Annotated in this window: 20 protein-coding genes; 9 read left to right on the forward strand and 11 right to left on the reverse strand. The window is 72.1% G+C overall.

Annotated elements, in window-relative coordinates; genetic code table 11:
• Positions 1–13 precede the first annotated feature (13 nt).
• From ACH4FX_RS16540 to ACH4FX_RS16550, 3 genes are all read right to left on the reverse strand, one after another.
• On the reverse strand, positions 14–859 hold the full coding sequence (locus ACH4FX_RS16540) for an SURF1 family protein (protein ID WP_398479402.1): 846 nt from the start codon (positions 857–859) through the stop codon (positions 14–16).
• Positions 860–966: 107 nt separating this feature from the next.
• Complete coding sequence (locus tag ACH4FX_RS16545) at positions 967–1,200, reverse strand: hypothetical protein (RefSeq protein WP_003984909.1); 234 nt, start codon at positions 1,198–1,200, stop codon at positions 967–969.
• 63 nt (positions 1,201–1,263) lie between these two features.
• A complete protein-coding gene (locus tag ACH4FX_RS16550) occupies positions 1,264–2,295 on the reverse strand; it encodes a DEDDh family exonuclease (protein WP_398479404.1) in 1,032 nt (343 codons plus the stop codon).
• Positions 2,296–2,638: 343 nt separating this feature from the next.
• On the opposite strand from ACH4FX_RS16550, the gene ACH4FX_RS16555 reads away from it, so the two are divergent.
• The 3 genes from ACH4FX_RS16555 to ACH4FX_RS16565 are packed head-to-tail and all read left to right on the forward strand — an operon-like array spanning position 2,639 to position 5,400.
• A complete protein-coding gene (locus ACH4FX_RS16555; RefSeq protein ID WP_398479406.1) occupies positions 2,639–3,631 on the forward strand; it encodes a sterol desaturase family protein in 993 nt (330 codons plus the stop codon).
• On the forward strand, positions 3,628–4,335 hold the full coding sequence (locus ACH4FX_RS16560; RefSeq protein ID WP_398479408.1) for a lysoplasmalogenase family protein: 708 nt from the start codon (positions 3,628–3,630) through the stop codon (positions 4,333–4,335). The genes ACH4FX_RS16555 and ACH4FX_RS16560 overlap by 4 nt, the downstream gene beginning before the upstream one ends.
• An 18-nt stretch (positions 4,336–4,353) precedes the next feature.
• The gene (locus ACH4FX_RS16565) at positions 4,354–5,400 is read left to right on the forward strand and encodes a zinc-dependent alcohol dehydrogenase family protein (protein ID WP_398479410.1); all 1,047 of its coding nucleotides are present in this window, start codon (positions 4,354–4,356) and stop codon (positions 5,398–5,400) included.
• A 79-nt stretch (positions 5,401–5,479) separates the two neighbouring features.
• Here the strand turns inward: ACH4FX_RS16565 and ACH4FX_RS16570 are convergent, their stop codons facing one another.
• Both ACH4FX_RS16570 and ACH4FX_RS16575 read right to left on the reverse strand, forming a co-directional pair.
• Complete coding sequence (locus tag ACH4FX_RS16570) at positions 5,480–7,000, reverse strand: S8 family peptidase (RefSeq protein WP_398479412.1); 1,521 nt, start codon at positions 6,998–7,000, stop codon at positions 5,480–5,482.
• A gap of 234 nt (positions 7,001–7,234) precedes the next feature.
• Positions 7,235–7,420, reverse strand: coding sequence for a hypothetical protein (locus tag ACH4FX_RS16575; RefSeq protein ID WP_398479414.1), 186 nt, complete (start codon positions 7,418–7,420; stop codon positions 7,235–7,237).
• Between the two features lie 164 nt (positions 7,421–7,584).
• On the opposite strand from ACH4FX_RS16575, the gene ACH4FX_RS16580 reads away from it, so the two are divergent.
• The 3 genes from ACH4FX_RS16580 to moaA all read left to right on the forward strand — a co-directional run bounded on the left by ACH4FX_RS16580 (position 7,585) and on the right by moaA (position 10,760).
• Entirely contained in the window at positions 7,585–7,950 is a 366-nt protein-coding gene (locus tag ACH4FX_RS16580; protein ID WP_398479416.1) for a DUF485 domain-containing protein, read from the forward strand.
• Positions 7,947–9,611, forward strand: a complete 1,665-nt coding sequence (locus tag ACH4FX_RS16585; protein WP_398479418.1) for a cation acetate symporter — start codon at positions 7,947–7,949, stop codon at positions 9,609–9,611. Before ACH4FX_RS16580 ends, ACH4FX_RS16585 begins: the two co-directional genes overlap by 4 nt.
• Positions 9,612–9,770: 159 nt before the next feature.
• A complete protein-coding gene (gene moaA, locus ACH4FX_RS16590) occupies positions 9,771–10,760 on the forward strand; it encodes a GTP 3',8-cyclase MoaA (protein ID WP_398479504.1) in 990 nt (329 codons plus the stop codon).
• 34 nt (positions 10,761–10,794) lie between these two features.
• Here moaA and ACH4FX_RS16595 read toward each other — a convergent pair whose 3' ends face one another.
• The 3 genes from ACH4FX_RS16595 to ACH4FX_RS16605 all read right to left on the reverse strand — a co-directional run bounded on the left by ACH4FX_RS16595 (position 10,795) and on the right by ACH4FX_RS16605 (position 13,187).
• Positions 10,795–12,000 (reverse strand): erythromycin esterase family protein, encoded by a 1,206-nt coding sequence (locus tag ACH4FX_RS16595; protein ID WP_398479420.1) that lies wholly within the window; start codon positions 11,998–12,000, stop codon positions 10,795–10,797.
• A gap of 260 nt (positions 12,001–12,260) precedes the next feature.
• Positions 12,261–12,542, reverse strand: coding sequence for a hypothetical protein (locus ACH4FX_RS16600; protein ID WP_398479506.1), 282 nt, complete (start codon positions 12,540–12,542; stop codon positions 12,261–12,263).
• Between the two features lie 282 nt (positions 12,543–12,824).
• Positions 12,825–13,187, reverse strand: a complete 363-nt coding sequence (locus ACH4FX_RS16605) for a DUF3099 domain-containing protein (RefSeq protein WP_398479422.1) — start codon at positions 13,185–13,187, stop codon at positions 12,825–12,827.
• A gap of 218 nt (positions 13,188–13,405) precedes the next feature.
• Here ACH4FX_RS16605 and ACH4FX_RS16610 point away from each other — a divergent pair, with 218 nt between their 5' ends.
• Positions 13,406–13,684 carry a GlsB/YeaQ/YmgE family stress response membrane protein gene (locus ACH4FX_RS16610; RefSeq protein WP_398479424.1) on the forward strand — a complete coding sequence of 93 codons (279 nt, stop codon included), beginning with the start codon at positions 13,406–13,408 and terminating at the stop codon, positions 13,682–13,684.
• Between the two features lie 173 nt (positions 13,685–13,857).
• Here ACH4FX_RS16610 and tyrS read toward each other — a convergent pair whose 3' ends face one another.
• From tyrS to ACH4FX_RS16625, 3 genes are all read right to left on the reverse strand, one after another.
• Positions 13,858–15,261 (reverse strand): tyrosine--tRNA ligase, encoded by a 1,404-nt coding sequence (gene tyrS, locus ACH4FX_RS16615; RefSeq protein WP_398479425.1) that lies wholly within the window; start codon positions 15,259–15,261, stop codon positions 13,858–13,860.
• A gap of 127 nt (positions 15,262–15,388) precedes the next feature.
• Positions 15,389–16,792, reverse strand: a complete 1,404-nt coding sequence (locus ACH4FX_RS16620) for a metallopeptidase TldD-related protein (RefSeq protein WP_398479427.1) — start codon at positions 16,790–16,792, stop codon at positions 15,389–15,391.
• A complete protein-coding gene (locus ACH4FX_RS16625; protein WP_398479429.1) occupies positions 16,789–18,321 on the reverse strand; it encodes a TldD/PmbA family protein in 1,533 nt (510 codons plus the stop codon). Before ACH4FX_RS16625 ends, ACH4FX_RS16620 begins: the two co-directional genes overlap by 4 nt.
• A gap of 207 nt (positions 18,322–18,528) precedes the next feature.
• Between ACH4FX_RS16625 and fabG the strand changes: the two genes are divergently transcribed.
• Both fabG and fabI read left to right on the forward strand, forming a co-directional pair.
• Positions 18,529–19,233, forward strand: coding sequence for a 3-oxoacyl-[acyl-carrier-protein] reductase (fabG, locus tag ACH4FX_RS16630; RefSeq protein ID WP_003985790.1), 705 nt, complete (start codon positions 18,529–18,531; stop codon positions 19,231–19,233).
• A gap of 5 nt (positions 19,234–19,238) precedes the next feature.
• A complete protein-coding gene (fabI, locus tag ACH4FX_RS16635) occupies positions 19,239–20,009 on the forward strand; it encodes an enoyl-ACP reductase FabI (RefSeq protein WP_398479431.1) in 771 nt (256 codons plus the stop codon).
• The last annotated feature ends 40 nt before the right edge of the window (positions 20,010–20,049 follow it).

The following is a 20,049-nucleotide window of genomic DNA, read 5'->3' on the forward strand; positions in this document are numbered from 1 at the left end:
CTTCCGTCAGCGGCTAATCGCTGCTGGCGACTGTACGGCTCGGGGGCGCGGCGGGCGCGGATTCGGCGGTGGCCTCGGCGGCGGCGCCCTCGGCGGCGGCCGCGAGCCGGTCCCGGCGCTCCCTGCGGACCAGGACGAACCAGCCGACGGGCACCGCCGCGGCGAACAGCCACCACTGGACCGCGTAGGCCATGTGCGGGCCGATGCTGTCGTGGTCCGGCGCGGGCACCGGCTCCGGCTTGCCGCCGGGCGGCTTCGGCGCGGTCAGTTCGACGTAGCCGCCGAGGACGGGGCGGTGCAGGGCCTCGGCCTGCTGCTCGCTGTTGATCAGCATGACCTGGCGCTCGGGCAGGCCGCGCTTGTCCTTGATGCCGCTGCCCTCGGTCGTCTCGTCCCGCATCATCCGGCCGGTGACGGTGACCTGGCCCCGGGGCGCGGCGGGCACGTCGGGGAAGCGGGTGAGGTCGTTGCCCGCGGCGATCCAGCCGCGGTTGACCAGGAGGACGGCGCCCTTGCGCGGCCCCTGGCCGAGCACCAGCGGGGTCAGCACGTAGTAGCCGATGGTCTGCTCGTCGGCGGCGGTCCGCTGCCGGACCACGACCTCGTGCGCGGTGTCGTACGTACCGGTGGCGGTGACCCGGCGCCACATGTCGTCGCGGGGCAGCGGCCGGCCGGGGGCGGTCAGGTCGGTGACCGGTACCGGACGGGCCTCCAGGTTGTCCGAGATGAGCTGGTTCTGCGCGACCCGGTGTTCGTGGCGGTGGAACTGCCAGAAGCCCAGCTTGATCATCACTGGGATCAGCACGAGGCCCACGAGGGTGAGGATCACCCATTGCCGGGACAACAGGAAGCGGTACACCCCACGAAGGTACAACCAGGGCATCCGGCGCCCCGGCGGCGGGGTCCGCCTCGGAGCCCGCCGCCGGACGGCGGGCGCCGACCCGGCGAGGCGTCCGGCGTGGACGCTCAGACCCGGTCGACGATGCCCACCTGGCCCTCGGCGCGGGCGCAGTGGGCGCCGCAGAACCACCGGCCGCCGGCCTCCACGCCCTGGCCGATGATCTGGCACCGGCAGTGCTCGCAGATCGGCGCCATGCGGTGGATGGCGCAGGAGAAGCAGTCGAAGACGTGCACCGCGCCCTGCGCGTGCACCTCGAACGTCATGCCGTATTCGTTTCCGCAGACCTCACAACGTGCCATGCGCCACAGGGTGCGGGTGGGGCGGGCGGCGGGGCGAGCCTGCCCCAGGCGTGTTGTGGGGCTTCACCCGGACGCAGGCGCCGGGGCCACGTCCTGGAGGAGCTGCATGAAGGCGGCCTCGTCGATGACCGGGGTGCCGTACGCGGTGGCCTTGGCGGTCTTGGACGTACGCGACCCGGGGTCGTTGGTGACCAGCAGGCTGGTCAGCCGGGAGACGCTGGTGGCCACGTGCAGTCCGGCCTCGGTCGCGCGGTCCTCCAGCAGCTCGCGGTCGACGGAGGTGTCGCCGGAGAACGCCACCCGCATGCCCTGCACCAGCCGGCCGCCGGGCTCGTACCGGCCCGGGTTCGGATACGGGCAGGCGGGCCGCTTGCGCGACGGGCGCCAACTGGTGGGGCGGTACGCGGACGAGGCCGGCCGCTGCCGGGGCGCCGCCGGGCCGTCCGCCCACTCGGTGAGCGGCTGGCAGGCCAGCAGCGGCAGGCGCAGATTGGCCTGCGCGGCCAGCCGCAGGCTGGGGCGGAACGCCTCTGCCAGCACCCGGGCGTCGTCGAGGGCGTGGTGGGCGTGCTCCTGCTTGACGCCGTAGTGCGCGGCGAGGGACTCCAGCTTGTGGTTGGGCAGCGGCAGCCGCAGCTCCTTGGAGAGCGCGATCGTGCACAGCCGCTGCCGCACCGGCGCCTCGGCCCTGGCGCGGGCGTACTCCCGGGCGATCATCGACCAGTCGAACATCGCGTTGTGCGCGACCAGGACGCGCCCCTCCAGCCGCTGGGACAGCTCGGGGACGATCTCCGGGAAGAGCGGGGCGGCGGACAGCATGTCGCTCGTCAGACCGTGGATCCACACCGGGCCCGGGTCCCGCTCCGGGTTGACCAGGGTGTACCAGTGGTCCTCGACCTCGCCGTGGGTGTCCAGCCGGTAGACGGCCGCGGACACTATCCGGTCGTCGCGGGCCAGGCCGGTGGTCTCCACGTCGACGACCGCGTACCCCTTCGGATACGCGGCCGGCCAGGGGGCTTCCGCCTCCGGAGGGAACGGCTGCCGCCCGATCGCCGGGGTGATCGGGCGGGCTGCTGCCATGCGGTCTTCGAGCATGGTCACTGAGGATACGGGCCGCCACTGACAGCGCCACCGCCCTCCCCGGACCGGCCGGCGGCCCGGTGCGGCCCGCGGCCGCACCGTCCGGCGCGGACGTGCGCGAACGGCGCGCAGGCCGCCGCCCGTTGGGCCACGATCGGGGGACGTGGTGACGCGGTGGCGCACGGCCCCCTCCCGTGGCGGACACCGACCGGCCCCCGGATGCGGCATTACGCCACAAAGGTCCGAATCGTGACCGAGGTGGACGCGCCGCATCACGCGCGGCGCTGACACCCCGTCTTACATACTTCTCGGTAACAACCCCTAGCCGGGGCCCTGTCGGCGCCTTTATGGTGCGGGCATGCCGCACCTGCCCGATGTCGTGCTGTGGTCCGTGCCCGCGTTCGTTCTGCTCACCGTCGTGGAGATGGTGAGCTACCGCCTCCATCCCGACGAGGACGCCGCCGGGTACGAGGCCAAGGACGCGGCGACGAGCGTCGGGATGGGGCTGGGCAGCCTGGTCTTCGACGCGCTGTGGAAGATCCCGATCGTGGCGGTCTACTCGGCCGTCTACACGCTGACGCCCCTGCGGGTGCCCGTCCTGTGGTGGACACTGCCGCTGATGCTGCTCGCGCAGGACTTCTTCTACTACTGGTCGCACCGCGGCCACCACGTCATCCGCATCCTGTGGGCGTGCCACGTGGTGCACCACTCCAGCCAGAAGTTCAACTTCACCACCGCGCTCCGCCAGCCGTGGACCACCTGGACCGTCTGGCCGTTCTACGTGCCGATGGTCGCGCTCGGCGTGCACCCGGCCGCGGTCGCGTTCTGCTCGGGGGCCAACCTCGTCTACCAGTTCTGGGTGCACACCGAGCGGGTCGGCAAGCTCCCCAGGCCCTTCGAGTTCGTGCTGAACACGCCCTCGCACCACCGGGTGCACCACGCCTCGCAGGGCGGCTACCTGGACCGCAACTTCGGCGGCATCCTCATCATTTGGGACCGGATGTTCGGCTCGTTCGTACCGGAGACGCAGCGGCCGGTCTACGGGCTCACCAAGAACATCAACACCTTCAACCCGCTGCGGGTCGCCACCCACGAGTACGTGGCCATCGCCCGGGACGTACGGGCGGCGGAGAGCTGGAGCGAGCGGGCGGGGCGGGTGTTCCGCGGGCCCGGGTGGCAGCCGGCGCGGCTCGCCGGGGGCGGGGCGGCCGGGTCCGCCGGGAACACCGCCGGAAACGCGAAGGCAGCAAAAGCGGCGAAGGTGGCAAAGCCGTCGAAAGCAGCGAAACCCGCAGGCGCGGCGACATCCGCCGGCGCCCGGTCCGACGCCGCCGGGGAGCGCGTAGCGTGACGACCGCCGCACGCGCGGCGCGGGTCCTGCTCGGCGCCTTCGCCGCGCTGGCCCTCGTCCACCTCGGCGCCCTGCTCGCCGAGGCGACCACCCTCGCGCACCTGACCAAGCCCGCGCTGATGCCGGTGCTGGCCGCGTACGTGCTGGCCGCCGGCGCGCCCCGGCTGCTCGCCGTGGCGCTGCTCCTCGGCTGCGGCGGCGACACCCTCCTCCAGACCGGCGACGACGGGCTGTTCCTCGCCGGCATGGGCTCCTTCGCCGCCGGGCACCTCTGCTACCTGGTCCTCCTCGTCCGGCGCGGCGCCTTCCCCGGCGGGCTCCGGCTCGCCGGCCCGCTCGCCGCCTGCTACGCCGCCGCCTGGCTCGGTTTCGTCGCGCTGCTGTGGCCGGACCTGACCGCGGACCTGCGGCTGCCGGTCGCCGCGTACAGCCTGCTGCTCACCGCGACGGCCTTCGCGGCCCTGCGGCCGGGCCCGCGGGCAGCTCTTGGCGGGCTGCTCTTCCTGCTCTCCGACGCGCTGCTCGCCACCGGTCTCGCCCACTGGCAGCAGCCGCCCGCCGCCCAGTTCTGGGTCATGCTGACCTACACGGCGGCCCAGTACGCGCTGGCCGACGGCGTCCGGCGGGTGTACGCGGGGCGCGAACGGCCCGGGGCCGCGGGTCCGGCACGGGCGTACGGTGAAGTGCGTAGGACAACCGTCTGAACGCAAGGAACGTACGACATGCGCGCCACCACTCTCCACGCACCCCATGACATCCGCGTCGAGGAGGTGCCGGACGCCGCGGTCCGGGAGCCGGGGGACGCGGTGGTGCGGGTGCTGCGGGCCTGTATATGCGGCAGCGACCTGTGGGCCTACCGGGGCGAGACCCCGCGCGAGCGCGGGCAGCGGATCGGCCACGAGTTCCTCGGCGTGGTCGAGGAGACCGGCTCCGGGGTGGCCGGCGTCCGGCCCGGTGATCTCGTCGTCGCGCCCTTCACCTGGTCCGACGGCGTGTGCGAGTTCTGCGTCGAGGGCCTGACGACCTCCTGCGTGCACGGCGGGTTCTGGGGCGGCACGCCCGGCTCGGACGGCGGCCAGGCCGAGGCGGTCCGCGTTCCGTACGCCGACGGCACCCTGGTGAAGCTGCCCGCCGACGCGGCCGGCGACGACCGGCTGCTGACCGCGCTGCTGACGCTCTCCGACGTGCTGGGCACCGGCCACCACGCGGCCGTCGGCGCGGGCGTGCGGCCCGGTGCGACGGTCGCGGTCGTCGGGGACGGCGCGGTCGGCCTGTGCGGTGTGCTCGCCGCCAAGCGGCTGGGCGCCGAGCGGATCATCGCGCTCGGCCGGCACACCGCCCGTACGGACCTGGCCCGTACCTTCGGCGCCACCGACGTGGTCGCCGAGCGCGGCGACGCGGCCGTGGCGGCGGTGCGCGAGCTGACCGGCGGCCACGGCGCGCACGCCGTCATCGAGGCCGTCGGCACCGAGCAGTCCATGGCCACCGCGGTCGGCATCGCCCGCCCCGGCGGTGCCGTCGGCTGGGTCGGCGTCCCGCACGGCAGCGGCAACGGCCTGGACATGGAGGCGCTGTTCCAGAACAACATCGCGGTACGCGGCGGCATCGCCCCCGTCCGTACCTACATCCCCGAGCTGCTGCCCGACATCCTGGACGGCACGATCGACCCGTCGCCGGTCTTCGACCTGACCGTGGACCTCGACGGCGTCCCGGACGGCTACCGCGCCATGGACCAGCGCACCGCTCTGAAGGTGCTGGTCAAGCCCTGACCTGCGGTGCTCCGACGCCGAGGGGCCGGGCGGCGCGCCGCCCGGCCCCTCCGGGACCGTCACCGGTCCTGGGAACGCGTCAGTCCTTGACCGCGTCCAGCGCGTCCACGATGCCGTAGCCGTAGTGGCCGTTGACGTGCTGCGTACCGGTGCACGTCTTGTCGGCGGCCGGGCAGCCCGGGTTGTCGGCCTGCATCTTCAGGAGCCACTGGATCTCCTGGGGGCTGGACTTGGGGTGGGTGCTCTTCAGCAGCGCCACCACACCGGCCACGTGCGGGCTGGCCATCGAGGTGCCCTGGAGGTAGCCGTAGTCACCGCCGGGCATGGTCGACAGGATGCCGCCGTGCTTGGCGGGCAGCTCCGGGATCTGACGGTTGTCGCCGCCCGGCGCCGCCACGTCGATCACGCCGTTGCCGTAGTTCGAGAAGTACGACTTCAGGCCCTTCACGCCCGTCGAGGCCACCGTGACGGTGCCCGGCAGCTGCGTCGGCACGTCCCAGCACTTCTTCGGGTCGATGGTGCGTGTGACCGGCGTCGAGTCGTTCGGGCTGGCGGTGTCGGTCAGCTGCGCCGCCGCCAGGTCCATGTTGGAGTTGCCGGCCGCGGCGACGTTCACCACGCCCTTGCCCTCGGCGTACTTGGCGGCCCGGCCGACGGCGTCCACGATGGCGCCCTGGTCCAAGTCGTCCTTGCAGTTGAACATCCACGGGTCGACGAAGTAGCTGTTGTTCGTCACCTTGGCGCCGTGGTCGGCCGCGAAGACGAAGGCGCACACCACGCTCTCGGCGTAGAACAGGCTCGTCTTGGGCTCGCTGACCTTGATGGCGGAGAGCTTGACGCCCGGCGCCACGCCGGCCACGCCGACACCGTTGCGCGCGGCGGCGATGGTGCCCGCGACGTGGGTGCCGTGGTAGTCCTCGGCCGGGTCGTACGGACGCCAGGCGCCGGGGGAGGTGTCCGGCACGCCGCCCACGCAGTTCGCCGACTGCTTCGGGGCGAAGTTGGCCTTCAGGTCCGGGTGGGTGTCGTCCACACCGGTGTCGATGACGGCGACGGTGACCTTCTTGCTGCCCTCGTCGATCTTGGCCGCCTGGTCCGCCTTGATCGCGGGGATGTCCCACTGGAGCGGCTCCAGCGGCTCCTTGTCGTCGCCCGCGGCGTTGGCCGCGCGGGCCGCCTTGGCCGCCTTGTCGGCGGTGAGCCGCTCGACCTTCTGGGGCTTGCCGACGTCCGTGGTGGCGGACGCCTTCAGCGGAGCCGTCCGGGTGGCGCCGGCGGACTGCACCCCGGGCGTCTTGCGTATGGCCGCGGCGAACTGCGGGTTGGCCGAGTGGACGACGATCACGCCTATCTTCTCGTGGGCGACGATCACCTTCCCGCCGGCCTGGGCTATCGCCTTCGTGACGCGCTGGACCGAGGCGTGGCCCGGCGTGGCGTTCACGACGTACGAGAGCAGCGGCCCGTCAGCGGTGACGGCCGCGGGGGCCGGGGCCTGCGGGGCGGCGGTGGCCGCGCCCGGCAGGAAGCCGAGGGATGCCGTCAGAGCCAGTCCGAGCGGTACGGCCAGCGCCCGCACACGTCTGGATCGGGGATGCGCCATGGGTACTCCACATCATCCGTGAGACCGCCCGCACACGGGTCGCATGCGGGCGGGTGCATACCGCCGTCCGGGGGAATGGCCCCCGTGTGCGGCAAGTCCCCGTGAAGTTATCCGTGTCGACCACGGAACATCAATGGATCACGGAGAAAACCTGCCACAAGCCGCGGATTGACTCCCCGTCAGGGGCCGGTGCCGCCGGGGCGCCGGCCGCGCGGCCGGGCCGGGAAGGCCGCCTCAGGATTCCCGCCGCAGCGCCGCCAGGCTCAGCGGCGGCAGCGCGGGCCGGGGGCCGTACCAGCGCCCCGGAGCCGTCCGCACGGGCCGCCGCGGCGGCGGTACGGCCGCGACCGGGGCGGCCAGCCGCACGGTTCCGTACGGGCGGCGGCCCGGCCCCGGGGCCCCGGTGTGCGGTGTGGACATCACACCCGGCCCAACGAACGGGCTCTGCCGCGGTGGCGGCCCGCGCCCGTGCTTCCTGCCGAATTCAACCAACCGACCTCTGTCGCATCGCATGCCGCCCCTCTACGATGCGTGATCCGGATCACTTACGCACGCTTTATCACCGGGTTCCGCCGTCCGCCCCTATGCACCCAGGAGATCCCGTGAGCACCGCACCGCCGCCCACCGACCCGGGGCCGCACCGGCCGCCGGACTTCACCGAAGTCCAGGCAAGCCCGGAATTTCGTGAACTGCGCCGTTCCTACCGTTCGTTCGCCTTTCCGCTCACCGTCGCCTTCATCCTCTGGTACCTGCTGTACGTCCTGCTCTCCAGCTACGCGGGCGGCCTCATGGGCACCAAGGTCTTCGGCAACGTCAACGTCGCCTTCGTGCTCGGCGTCGCGCAGTTCGTGACCACCTTCCTCATCGCCTGGTGGTACTCCCGGCACGCCGCCGCCAAGCTGGACCCGAAGGCCGAGTCGATCAAGTCCCGCCTGGAGGGTGGCGCATGAGCCCGGCCGAACGGATCACCACCGGCACCCGGCAGCTCGCCGACGGCACCGGACAGCTCGCCGCGAGCGGCGCGGGCGAACACCGGGCGCTGATCATCACGCTGTTCGCGGTCTTCGTCGCGGCCACGCTCGGCATCACCGTCTGGGCCGGCCGGCAGACCCGGGGCACCGAGGACTTCTACGCGGGCGGCCGGCAGTTCAGCGGCTTCCAGAACGGCCTGGCGATCTCCGGCGACTACATGTCCGCCGCGTCCTTCCTGGGCATCGCCGGCGCCATCGCGCTCTTCGGCTACGACGGCTTCCTGTACTCCATCGGCTTCCTCGTCGCCTGGCTGGTGGCGCTCCTGCTGGTGGCCGAACCGCTGCGCAACTCCGGGCGGTTCACCATGGGCGACGTGCTCGCGTACCGGATGCGCCAGCGCCCGGTGCGCACCGCCGCCGGCACCTCCACGATCATCGTCTCGATCTTCTACCTGCTGGCCCAGATGGCGGGCGCGGGTGCCCTGGTCACCCTGCTGCTCGGCATCACCAGCGAGACCGGCAAGATCCTGGTCGTCGTCCTGGTCGGCATCGTGATGATCCTGTACGTGTCCATCGGCGGCATGAAGGGCACCACCTGGGTCCAGATGGTCAAGGCCGTCCTGCTGATCGCGGGCACCCTGCTCATCACGTTCCTGGTGATGCTCAAGTTCGACTTCAACATCTCCACCCTGCTGGGCCGGGCGGCCGAGGAGAGCGGCAAGGGCGCCGCCTTCCTGGAGCCCGGCCTGAAGTACGGCACCACCGCCACCTCGAAGATCGACTTCATCTCGCTGGGCATCGCGCTGGTCCTGGGCACCGCGGGCCTGCCGCACATCCTCATCCGCTTCTACACCGTGCCCACGGCCAAGGCCGCCCGGAAGTCCGTGAACTGGGCGATCGGCATCATCGGCGTCTTCTACCTGATGACCATCGCGCTGGGCTTCGGCGCCGCCGCCCTGATCAAGCCCGCCACGATCATCGCGTCCAACAAGGCGGGCAACACGGCCGCGCCGCTGCTCGCCCAGGAGATCGGCGGCGGCGCCGACTCCACCGGCGGCGCGATCCTGCTCGCGGTGATCTCCGCGGTGGCCTTCGCGACCATCCTCGCGGTCGTCGCCGGGCTCACCCTCGCCTCGTCCTCGTCCTTCGCGCACGACCTGTACGTCAACGTCATCCGCAAGGGCAGGGCGACCGAGAAGGAGGAGGTGGGCGCGGCGCGCTGGGCCACCGTGGCCATCGGCGCCGTCGCCATCGTCCTCGGCGTCTTCGCCCGCGGCCTGAACGTCGCGGGCCTGGTGGCCCTGGCGTTCGCCGTCGCGGCCTCCGCCAACCTGCCGACGATCCTCTACAGCCTGTTCTGGAAGCGGTTCACCACCCAGGGCGCGCTGTGGTCCATCTACGGCGGCCTGGCCTCGTCCGTCCTGCTCGTACTCTTCTCGCCGGTCGTCTCCGGCAAGCCGACCTCGATGTTCCCCGGCGTGGACTTCCACTTCTTCCCGCTGGAGAACCCGGGCCTGATCTCCATCCCGCTGGGCTTCGTGCTGGGCTGGCTGGGCTCGCTGCTGTCCAAGGAGGAGCCGGACGTGAAGAAGTACGCCGAGCTGGAGGTCCGCTCGCTGACCGGCACCGGAGCGCACTGACCCGGGGCCGCTGTTCCTCCGTACCACCGCCGGGCGGGGTGGCGTCGTAGATCCCTACGACGCCACCCCGCCCGCCTCGTGATGTTCCGCCCGTGCCCGCTGTCAGACCCATCGCGTAGGCTCGAAAGCGAAATGATCGGACTCGGGCAGGGGGCCCCAGTGCTCATCGACACCTACGGCAGGGTGGCCACCGACCTGCGCGTCTCGCTGACCGACCGGTGCAATCTGCGCTGCACGTACTGCATGCCCGAGGAGGGTCTGCAGTGGCTGGCCAAGCCGGACCTGCTCACCGACGACGAGATCGTCCGCCTGGTCCGCATCGCGGTGACGGACCTCGGCATCGAGGAGGTCCGTTTCACCGGCGGGGAGCCCCTGCTGCGCCCCGGGCTGGTCGGCATCGTCGAGCGGGTCGCCGCCCTGGAGCCCCGCCCGCAACTGTCGCTCACCACCAACGGCATCGGCCTGGAGCGCACCGCCACCGCCCTGCGCGCCGCCGGGCTGGACCGCGTCAACGTCTCCCTCGACACGCTGCGCCCGGACGTCTTCCGCGCCCTGACCCGCCGCAAGCGCCACGAGGACGTGCTGCGCGGCCTGGAGGCGGCCCGCGCCGCCGGCCTCACCCCGGTCAAGGTCAACAGCGTCCTGATGCCCGGGCTGAACGACGACGAGGCCCCCGACCTGCTGGCCTGGGCCATCGCCCACGACTACGAGCTGAGGTTCATCGAGCAGATGCCGCTCGACGCCCAGCACGGCTGGAAGCGCGAGGGCATGATCACCGCCGGTGACATCCTCGCCTCGCTGCGCACCCGCTTCACGCTCACCCCCGAGGAGCAGGAGGAGCGGGGCTCGGCGCCCGCCGAGCGCTGGACCGTCGACGGCGGCCCGCACCGCGTCGGCGTCATCGCCTCGGTCACCCGCCCGTTCTGCCGCGCCTGCGACCGTACGCGCCTGACCGCCGACGGCCAGATCCGCACCTGCCTGTTCGCCACCGAGGAAACGGACTTGCGCGCCGCCCTGCGCTCCGCCGCGCCGGACGCGGAGATAGCCCGCATATGGAAGCAGGCGATGTGGGGCAAGAAGGCCGGATCGGGACTGGACGACCCGGCGTTCCTCCAGCCGGACCGGCCGATGTCGGCGATCGGGGGCTAGAGCCTGGCTGGTGGACCAGGCTGCCCCCGTGGCCTCAGTGCCGTACGCCCTCCAGCCAGTGCGCGGCATGGGCCTCGTGGACGTGGACGAGCACGTCGAACGCGGCGGTGAGGGAGGCGACGCTCAGGTAGGCGTCCGCGTCCTGCGCCGGGTCGTACACCCCGCTGATGACCCGCATCTTCGCCGGGCCCGCCCGGCGGCGGTCTGCGGCTTCCCCGCGTTCTCCGTCCCCCTCGCGTTCCCCGCGCAGGTCCAGCCAGTGCGCGGGTGTGTCCGCCCGGCCGAGCTCGGTGTCCAGGAAGTCCGCGGGCGGCTCCGGGACGGTGACGACCCCCAGGTCCCCGTGGTGGAAGCCGATCGCCACCGCGACGTATCCCGCCCCGTAGCGGGCGCGCAGCTCGCTGCCGACGCTGGGCATCAGGGGGCCGTCGGAGACCATCCCGAGGCGGAACGGAGCCGCCGAGGTGTGTGCGATGCCGTCCCAGAAGACCATGCGCAGGCCCGTCCGGCGCTGGTGTCCGGCCAGCACGTCGGCCGCCGCCTCGTCCTCGCCGCCGAAGCCGCCCCGTCCGGCGACGCTCTTTTCATGGAACTCCACGATCAGACGCATCCGCGCGAGCACGGCCTCGTTCCCCTCCGCCGTCGGCAGGGACTTCAGCAGCGCGAGCGCGTCCCGCGCGTGCTCGGCGAACGGGCGCCCCGGGTGGACCCCCTGCGCCCGCTGGACGTGCTCGTCGAGGTCGTGCGCGGTCCTGATCGGCTCCAGGTGCGCGGTCAGCTCCGGCAGCCGGTCCGGGGCGACGGCGCGGACGTGGCCGAGCACGGCGTCGTAGTCCTCGCGCTGCACCTGCGCGGGCTTCGTGCCGACGATGCGGACCTGGTCGTCCGGGTGGTCGTTGTTGAACGCCCGGATCCAGCGGAGCGCCGCGGCCGTCTCCGCAGTGCGCCACGGGCGCCATGAGGCGTCGAGCGCGCTCTCGGCGGAGCCCTCGCCGGTGCGTACGTAGCGGTCCAGGCGGTCGGCGGCCCCGGCGTGCTCCTGCAGTGCTAGGAGGCGGAAGCCGTGCTGGGTGACCAGGCGGCGGAACAACTGGTCCTGGAGGCCGGAGACCTCGCGGGAGAAGCGGGTGGACCCGCCGATGCCGACGATCGTGGCGCCGGCGGCGATCCGGGCGGCGAGCCCGTCGAGGGAGTCGGCGGAGAAGGGGAGCGCGGGAGCGTGGGAGACGTCGTGGTCCATGCCCCGCACTCTCATACGTCAAGTTGAGTTGAGGTCAAGCGTCCGACCGGCCAGGCGGCCAGTCGGACGGCTCCCCCGCGCCGCCGACGCCGGCCCCGGTCGCTCCCACGGCTCCCACCGCTGCCGCGTCGCCGGCCGGTGCCGGGCCCCGGCGGCCTGCTGGTGGGCACGGCACACCGCGCAGTCCCAGCCGGGGCCCCGGGGGCGGTCGCGCTACCGCCAGTGGCCGGACCAATGGCGACGGGCCGGCCGGTGGTGGGTCAGTCGCCCGCCGGCCGGTCGGCGGCGGCCTGCTCCCACTCCGCCAGCGGCACGACGTCCTTCAGGAACCCGCGCAAGTTAAGGAAGTTGGACAGATGCTCGCGGTGCTCGTCGCACGCGAGCCAGGTCTTGCGGCGCTCCGGCGTGTGCAGCTTCGGGTTGTTCCAGGCGAGGACCCACACCGCGGCGGCGCGGCAGCCCTTGGCCGAACAGACCGGCGAGTCCGCGGCGACATCCGGCGTCGAGCCGGCCGGTCCGGGCCTGCCCGGGAAGCCCGGCAGGCCGGGGACCTGCGACGATGCGGAGTTTCCGGCGGAGCCGGGGGTGTCGGGATGCGGGGCGTCAGGGGAGTTCACGGCCTCAACCCTACGTCGCCCGGTGCCGGACATGGCGACGCCGGGCAGCCACGGGGGGAGCCGCCCGGCGTCGGTCCGTCGCTCCGACGGGGGATGCGGAGCGCGTACGCAGTATGTCACGCGGGAGTGGGCCCGGTGCACCGGAACCGCATGATTGATCTGAGCTTTTCTTGAGCTTTGCAGATCACGGAATGCTCAACTCCGCTCCTACCGCGGCCCGTCCGCATCCGGCCGAACCGCTTCCGGGACCGGTTCCGCCGGCCCGGCGGTGCCCCCGGGGCCCAGCATCGGCCGTGTGGGCGCCGGTATGAAGGTGGACGGCAGTGAACGTACGTTCTCCCGTCCCGCGTTGGCGATGACCACCGCGACGTACGGCAGGACGACGCCCAGAACCAGAGTGGCGATGGCCACGTGACGCTCGATGTTCCAGAGCACGGCCGTGAGCACCACGGCCACGGTCCGTACCGACATCGAGATCACGTAGCGGCGCTGCCGGCCCCGCACATCCTCCGTCAGGCCCCGCCGCGCTCCCGTGATCCGGATGGGCTGGGCGCCGGTCTGCTTCCGCATCACGTTCCACCACCTGCTTGTCGTGCCGGATTCTCCCCGGTTCCGCACCGATCCCACGTTACGCCGCGCCTGCGCCGCCTTCGAGACCGGGGCGCGATACGCGCGGGCCGGGTCCGTACCGCCGTCGCGCGTACGGCCCGCTCCGACGTGCGGCGTAGCCCATACGGAGTGAAACTGACGGTGCACGATTGCGTGCGCGCGCCGCTTGAGGAGGCGACATGACTTGGTTGTGGGCAATCATCGTGGGTCTGGTCCTGGGCCTGATCGCCAAGGCGATCCTTCCGGGCAAGCAGGCGATCCCGCTCTGGCTGACCGTGATCTGCGGCATGCTGGGCAGTGTCCTGGGCAACTGGCTCGCCACCGGCATCGGGGTGAACGACACCAAGGGCATCGACTGGACGCGGCACGTGCTGCAGCTGGTCGGCGCGGTCGTGGTCGTGGCGGTCGGCGACCGGCTCTGGGCCGCCGTACGCGGCCATCGAAGAGAGACGACCTGACGGCCCCGGAACACGGGACCTGAGAACCCTCGGAACACGCGAACGGCCGGTGCGCACGCGATGCGCACCGGCCGTTCGCACGCCGGAGCCGGAGCCGGAGCCGGAGCCGGAACACGGGACCTGAGGGCCCCGGAGCCGGGGAAGCGCGCAACCGCAGCCCCCGGCCGTTCCCGTCAGTGTCCTTCGAGCTGGGCCAGCTTGCGGCCGGCCTTCAGGTAGGCCGTACCGGGCACCCCGACCAGCTTCTCGGCCAGCACCTCGCCCAGCGGCCGGATCGCCTCGGCCTCGGCGAGCACCAGCGTCTGCTGCCCGTCCGGGGCCTCCACGACCAGGCGCAGCGCGTTCTGCTTGGCCAGCCGCCGGGCCGCCGAGGCGCTCGGCGTGAACTCCAGCACCTTGGTCAGCACCGTGGCCACCGTCTCCGCGCCGTGCTCGGCGACGTCCACCACCGGCAGCGTGCTCACGTCGGCGAAGGACTTCTTGGAGAACTGCGCGACGAACCCGGCGCGCGCGGCCATCGCCGCCTCCAGGCCGTACAGCGCCGTCACGACCTCGCCCGCCAGGACCTTCTTCAGGTCCATCGGGTGCAGGGTCTTGTCCGCGACCCGGGCCAGGACGACCGCGATCTCCTCGTCGGTCCACTCCGTCCACGCCTTCAGGTACGGCTCCATCAGCCGGTCCGGCACCGACATGATCTTTCCGAAGACGTCGTCGGCGGGCGCGCCGAGCCCGACGTAGTTGCCCTTGGACTTGGACATCTTGGCGCCGGTGCCGTCCGTGCCCTCGATCAGCGGCATGGTGACGACCAGCTGCGGCCGCTGCCCGCGCAGCTCCATGAGCTTGCGGCCCATCTGGAGGTTGAGCAGCTGGTCGGCGCCGCCCAGCTCCACGTCGCACTCCAGCGCCACCGAGTCCAGGCCCTGTGCGATCGGGTACAGCAGCTCCGTCATGGTCAGACCCGAGCCCGCGGCGAGCCGGTTCCTGAAGTCCTCGCGCTGGAGCAGCTGCGAGACCGGCACCTGCGAGAGCAGCCCGAGCAGCTCCGGGAAGGTGTACGGGGCCAGCCACTCGCTGTTCTGCCGGAAGCTGACCTTCTCGAAGTCGAAGAACGGCCGGACCTGGTCGCGGTAGCTGGCCAGGTTGGCGGCGATGTCCTCGTCGGTCAGCGGCGGGCGCTCGGCGGTACGGCCCGACGGGTCGCCGATCTTGGCGGTGAAGTCGCCGATGATCAGCGTCACGTCGTGCCCGAGCCGCTGGAACCGGCTCAGGATGATCAGCGGTACCGCGTGGCCGAGGTGGACGTCGGTGGCCGTCGGGTCGATGCCCAGCTTGATGTGCAGACCCCGGCCCGCCGCCCGGCGCTCCTCGATCCGCTCGGCCAGCTGGTCCACGCCCGGCAGCACCTCGACGGTACGGGAGGCGATCAGCTCGGCCTGCTCCTTGGCGGGCAGGTCCGTCAGGTCCAGATAGCGCCGCGCACCCGTCTCCTTGAGCAGCTCCGCGACGGTGGTGTCGGCGGAGAGGTCTGCGGAGAGCAGCGAGCTGGCGCGGGCGACGGATTCGCCGAGGCGTGTCATGGCGTTCCTGATCGGTCGGTTTTCCCGTACGGGAGGACGAAGGGAGAGTCTATTAGAGCCGGTGACCGGACTCCGGCGGACGCCCTCCCGGACCCGGCCGCCGGTCACCGGCCCCCGGCCGCCCGCGTCACACGCCCGGGCTGACCGAACTCATGTTGAAGTCCGGGATCCGCAGGGGCGGCATCGCGGCGCGGGTGAAGTAGTCGCTCCACTCCCGGGGCAGCGTGCGCTCCGTACGGCCCGCCTCTACGGCCCGTGCCAGCAGGTCCACCGGCGACTCGTTGAAGCGGAAGTTGTTCACCTCGCCGGTCACCTCGCCGTTCTCGACCAGGTAGACGCCGTCCCGGGTGAGCCCGGTGAGCAGCAGCGTCGCCGGGTCCACCTCGCGGATGTACCACAGGCAGGTCAGCAGCAGCCCCCGCTCGGTGCCCGCCACCATCTCCTCCAGCGACCGGGTGCCGCCGCCGTCCAGGATCAGGTTGTCGATGCCCGGCGCCACCGGCAGCCCGGTCAGCCCGGCGCTGTACCGGGTGGTCACCAGCCGCCGCAGTTCGCCGTCGCGCAGCCAGTCGGTGGGCTCCAGGGGCAGCCCGTTGTCGAAGACGGAGGCGTCGTCGCCCGAGGAGTGGGCCAGGACGAACGGCGCGCACTCCAGGCCCGGGGCGCCCGGGTCGCTGCGCAGCGTCAGCGGCAGCCCGGCGAGCTTCGACCCGACGAGGGTGCCGCCGCCCGGCCGGGAGAAGACCGTACGGCCCTCGACGGCGTCCCGGGCCGCCGCCGACCACTGCTGGTAGACGAGCAGGTCGGCGACGGCGGTCGGCGGCAGCAGCGTCTCGTACCGTCCGGCCGGCAGCTCGGTCCGCCGCTCGGCCCAGCTCAGCCGGGTGGCCAGCTCCGCGTCCATGGCCAGCGGGTCCGCGTCCCGGAAGTCACGGGTGGACCGCCCGGCCCAGGCGGACCGGGTGCGGTCCGGGGACTTGGCGTTCAGCTCCAGCGTCCCGGTGGGCTGGTCGTGCCGCAGCCGCAGCCCCGTGGACGAGCCGAGATAGGACGAGACGACCTCGTGGAACGCGAAGCCGTACAGCTCCCGGCCCCCGTCCCCGGCCCGCTTGAACGACTCGCCCAGTGCGGGCGCGAAGGCGTCGAAGACCGCCGAGGAGGTCTCGGCCGGGGCGTCGGTGAAGTGCGGCGACGGCGCGCTGCCGGAGACCAGCGGCCCGGCGTCCTCGGCGGGGCCCGCCGCGCGGGCGGCGGCCTCCGCCTCGCGCACCAGCGGCTCCAGATCGGCCGCGGTCACCGCGGACCGGGTGACCACGCCCGAGGCGGTGCCCTGCGCGCCGTCCACGGTGGCGATCACCGTCAGCGACCGGCCGCGGGTGACCCCGTTGGTGGTCAGCGCGTTGCCGGCCCAGCGCAGGTTGGCACTGGACCGCTCGTCCGCGATGACCACGCACCCGTCGGCCCGGGACAGCTCCAGCACCCGCTCGACGATCTCGTGGGGCGCACTCACCCGCGCGGTACGGCTGCTCATCGGCCCGCCTCCTGTGCCGTGTTCAAAATACTCACATCGGTGAACAGAGCCGAAGGGCACCCGTGCGACACCGCCGCGATCTGCCCCGGCTGCGCCTTCCCGCAGTTGAACGCCCCTCCGAGGACGTACGTTTCCGGTCCTCCGACGGCCGCCATCGACCCCCAGAACTCCGTAGTGCTTCCCTGATAGGCAACATCCCGGAGCTGCCCGCAAAGGCGGCCGTTCCGGATGAGGTAGGCCCTCTGCTGGGTGAACTGGAAGTTGTACCGCTGCATATCGATCGACCACGACCGGTCCCCGACGACATAGACGCCGTGTTCCACCCCGGAGATCAGCTCCTCGGTGGTCGGGCCCTGGGGGGCGGGCTGGAGGGAGATGTTGGCCATGCGTTGGACGGGGACGTGGGCGGGGGAGTCGGCGTAGGCGCAGCCGTTGGAGCGGGGGAAGCCGGTGAGTTTCGCGGTGCGGCGGTCGAGTTGGTAGCCGACCAGTGTGCCGTTCCTGATCACGTCCCAGGATTGGGCTGCCACGCCCTCGTCGTCGTAGCCGATGGTCGCCAGGCCGTGTTCGGCGGTGCGGTCGCCGGTCACGTGCATCGCCTCGGAGCCGTACGCGAGCTTTCCGAGCTGGTCGAAGGTGGCGAAGGAGGTGCCCGCGTACGCGGCTTCGTAGCCCAGCGCGCGGTCCAGTTCGGTGGCGTGCCCGATCGACTCGTGGATGGTCAGCCAGAGGTTGGAGGGGTCCACGACCAGGTCGTAGCGGCCCGATTCGACGCTGGGGGCGCGCAGTTTCCCGGCGAGGTGGTCCGGGATCTCCGCCAGCTCAGCGTCCCAGTCCCAGTGGTCGCCGGTCAGGTACTCCCAGCCGCGGCCGGCCGGCGGGGCCAGGGTGCGCATCGAGTCGAACTCGCCGCTCTCCGGGTCCACGGCGACCGCGGTCAGCTGCGGGTGCAGCCGTACCCGCTGCTGGGTGGTGCTGGTGCCCGCCGTGTCCGCGTAGAACTTGTTCTCCTGGACGGTCATCAGCGAGGCGTCCGCGTGCGCCACGCCCGGCGCGGCCAGCAGCCGCGCGCTCCACTCCATCAGCAGCCCGGTCTTGTCGGCATCCGGTACGTCGAAGGGGTTGATCTCGTACGAGGAGATCCAGGTGCGGTCGGGGTGGGCGGGCTCGTCCGCCAGCTCGACCCGTTCCGCGGAGCCGGCCGCCTCGGTCACCTTGGCCGACAGCTTCGCCATCGCCACCGCCTGCCCGGCCACCCGCGCCGCGGCGTCCATCGTCAGGTCGACGCCGGAGGCGAAGCCCCAGGCGCCGTTGTGCACCACGCGCACCGCGTAGCCGAGGTTCGTGGTGTCGGAAGCCTCCGACGGCCGGGCGTCCCGCAGCCGCCAGGCCGCGTTGCGCACCCGTTCCAGGCGGAAGTCCGCGTGCTCGGCGCCCAGGGCGCGGGCCCGCGCCAGCGCGGCGTCGGCCAGCGCCCGCAGCGGCAGCGCGAGGAAGGTCTCGTCGATGGAACGAGGTGTGACAGGCAAGGCGTCCTCCCGTGGTCGGCGCCATGAATCATGCCCTGCCCGGGGCGCGCGGCCCACCCCATAGGGGCCCCGGACGGCGGTGGCTTCTGTAGGGACCCGACAGTGACCGGCGTGCGCGCCTGTCCGGGCTCGATTCTCCGTACGAGGCCGGTGACCGATAGTTTCGTAGCGAACGCAGGTCGGACAGGACACGGAAAGGGTGATCTCTTGAGCCGCTCGGTTCTGGTCACCGGAGGCAACCGCGGCATTGGCCTCGCCATCGCCCGGGCCTTCGCCGAGGCAGGCGACAAGGTCGCCATCACCTACCGCTCGGGGGAGCCGCCCGAGGGATTTTTGGCCGTGAAGTGTGACATCACGGACGCCGAGCAGGTCGAGCAGGCGTACAAGGAGATCGAGGAGAAGCAGGGCGCGGTGGAGGTGCTGGTGGCCAACGCCGGCGTCACCCGCGACCAGCTGCTCATGCGGATGTCCGAGGAGGACTTCGCCTCGGTCCTCGACACCAACCTCACCGGCACCTTCCGGGTGGTCAAGCGCGCCAACCGCGGGATGCTGCGGGCGCGCAAGGGCCGCGTCGTGCTGATCTCGTCCGTCGTGGGCCTGCTGGGCTCCGCGGGCCAGGCGAACTACGCGGCCTCCAAGGCCGGCCTGGTGGGCTTCGCCCGCTCCCTCGCCCGTGAGCTGGGCAGCCGTAACATCACCGTCAACGTCGTCGCGCCCGGTTTCGTCGACACCGACATGACCCGTGCGCTCACCGACGAGCAGCGGGAGGGCATCGTCAAGCAGGTGCCGCTCGCGCGCTACGCGCAGCCCGAGGAGATCGCCGCCTCGGTCCGCTTCCTGGCCTCCGACGAGGCCGCGTACATCACCGGAGCCGTCATTCCCGTCGACGGCGGATTGGGCATGGGTCACTGATCAGCATGAGTGGAATCCTCGCAGGCAAGCGCATCCTCGTCACGGGCGTACTGACCGAGGCGTCGATCGCCTTCCAGACCGCCAAGGTCGCCCAGAATGAGGGTGCCGACGTCATCCTGACCGGTTTCGGCCGGCTGTCGCTCGTGGAGCGGATCGCCAAGCGGCTGCCCAAGGAAGCCCCCGTCATCGAGCTGGACGTCACCAACCAGGAGCACCTGGACGGGCTGGCGGACAAGATCCGCGAGCACCAGGGTGACGACGCCCGTATCGACGGCATCGTGCACTCCATCGCCTTCGGCCCGCAGGGCGCCTTCAACTTCCTGGAGGCGAGCTGGGAGGACGTGTCCACCGCGGTGCACGTCTCGGCGTACTCGCTGAAGTCGCTGACCATGGCCTGCCTGCCCCTGATGGGCCCCGGCTCCTCGGTCGTCGGCCTCACCTTCGACGCCCAGACCGCCTGGCCGAAGTACGACTGGATGGGCGTGGCCAAGGCGGCCCTGGAGGGCACCAGCCGCTACCTGGCCCGCGACCTGGGCCCGCGGGGCATCCGCAGCAACCTGGTCTCGGCCGGTCCGATCAAGTCGATGGCCGCCAAGTCCATCCCGGGCTTCGAGGAGCTGGCGGACGTGTGGAACCACCGCGCCCCGATCGGCTGGGACCTGGCCGACCCGGAGCCGGCCGGCCGCGGTGTCGTCGCCCTGCTGTCGGACTTCTTCCCGAACACCACCGGCGAGATCGTGCACGTCGATGGTGGCGTGCACATGATGGGTGCCTGATATTTGCGAGTGAGGGGTGCCCGCCATCCGCGAGTGATCG

It is taken from the genome of Streptomyces sp. NPDC018019, from assembly GCF_044327805.1.
Lineage (GTDB): Bacteria > Actinomycetota > Actinomycetes > Streptomycetales > Streptomycetaceae > Streptomyces.

What these genes read in the sequence shown, in the direction of transcription:
- ACH4FX_RS16585 (WP_398479418.1), top strand. Translation starts at nt 7,947, where the DNA reads ATGAGCCCGGCCGAACGGATCACCACCGGCACCCGGCAGCTCGCCGAC.
- ACH4FX_RS16545 (WP_003984909.1), bottom strand. Translation starts at nt 1,200, where the DNA reads ATGGCACGTTGTGAGGTCTGCGGAAACGAATACGGCATGACGTTCGAG.
- ACH4FX_RS16605 (WP_398479422.1), bottom strand. Translation starts at nt 13,187, where the DNA reads ATGCGGAAGCAGACCGGCGCCCAGCCCATCCGGATCACGGGAGCGCGG.
- ACH4FX_RS16575 (WP_398479414.1), bottom strand. Translation starts at nt 7,420, where the DNA reads ATGTCCACACCGCACACCGGGGCCCCGGGGCCGGGCCGCCGCCCGTAC.
- ACH4FX_RS16570 (WP_398479412.1), bottom strand. Translation starts at nt 7,000, where the DNA reads ATGGCGCATCCCCGATCCAGACGTGTGCGGGCGCTGGCCGTACCGCTC.
- ACH4FX_RS16565 (WP_398479410.1), top strand. Translation starts at nt 4,354, where the DNA reads ATGCGCGCCACCACTCTCCACGCACCCCATGACATCCGCGTCGAGGAG.
- ACH4FX_RS16580 (WP_398479416.1), top strand. Translation starts at nt 7,585, where the DNA reads ATGCACCCAGGAGATCCCGTGAGCACCGCACCGCCGCCCACCGACCCG.
- fabI (WP_398479431.1), top strand. Translation starts at nt 19,239, where the DNA reads ATGAGTGGAATCCTCGCAGGCAAGCGCATCCTCGTCACGGGCGTACTG.
- tyrS (WP_398479425.1), bottom strand. Translation starts at nt 15,261, where the DNA reads ATGACACGCCTCGGCGAATCCGTCGCCCGCGCCAGCTCGCTGCTCTCC.
- ACH4FX_RS16610 (WP_398479424.1), top strand. Translation starts at nt 13,406, where the DNA reads ATGACTTGGTTGTGGGCAATCATCGTGGGTCTGGTCCTGGGCCTGATC.
- ACH4FX_RS16595 (WP_398479420.1), bottom strand. Translation starts at nt 12,000, where the DNA reads ATGGACCACGACGTCTCCCACGCTCCCGCGCTCCCCTTCTCCGCCGAC.
- ACH4FX_RS16555 (WP_398479406.1), top strand. Translation starts at nt 2,639, where the DNA reads ATGCCGCACCTGCCCGATGTCGTGCTGTGGTCCGTGCCCGCGTTCGTT.
- ACH4FX_RS16550 (WP_398479404.1), bottom strand. Translation starts at nt 2,295, where the DNA reads ATGCTCGAAGACCGCATGGCAGCAGCCCGCCCGATCACCCCGGCGATC.
- ACH4FX_RS16620 (WP_398479427.1), bottom strand. Translation starts at nt 16,792, where the DNA reads ATGAGCAGCCGTACCGCGCGGGTGAGTGCGCCCCACGAGATCGTCGAG.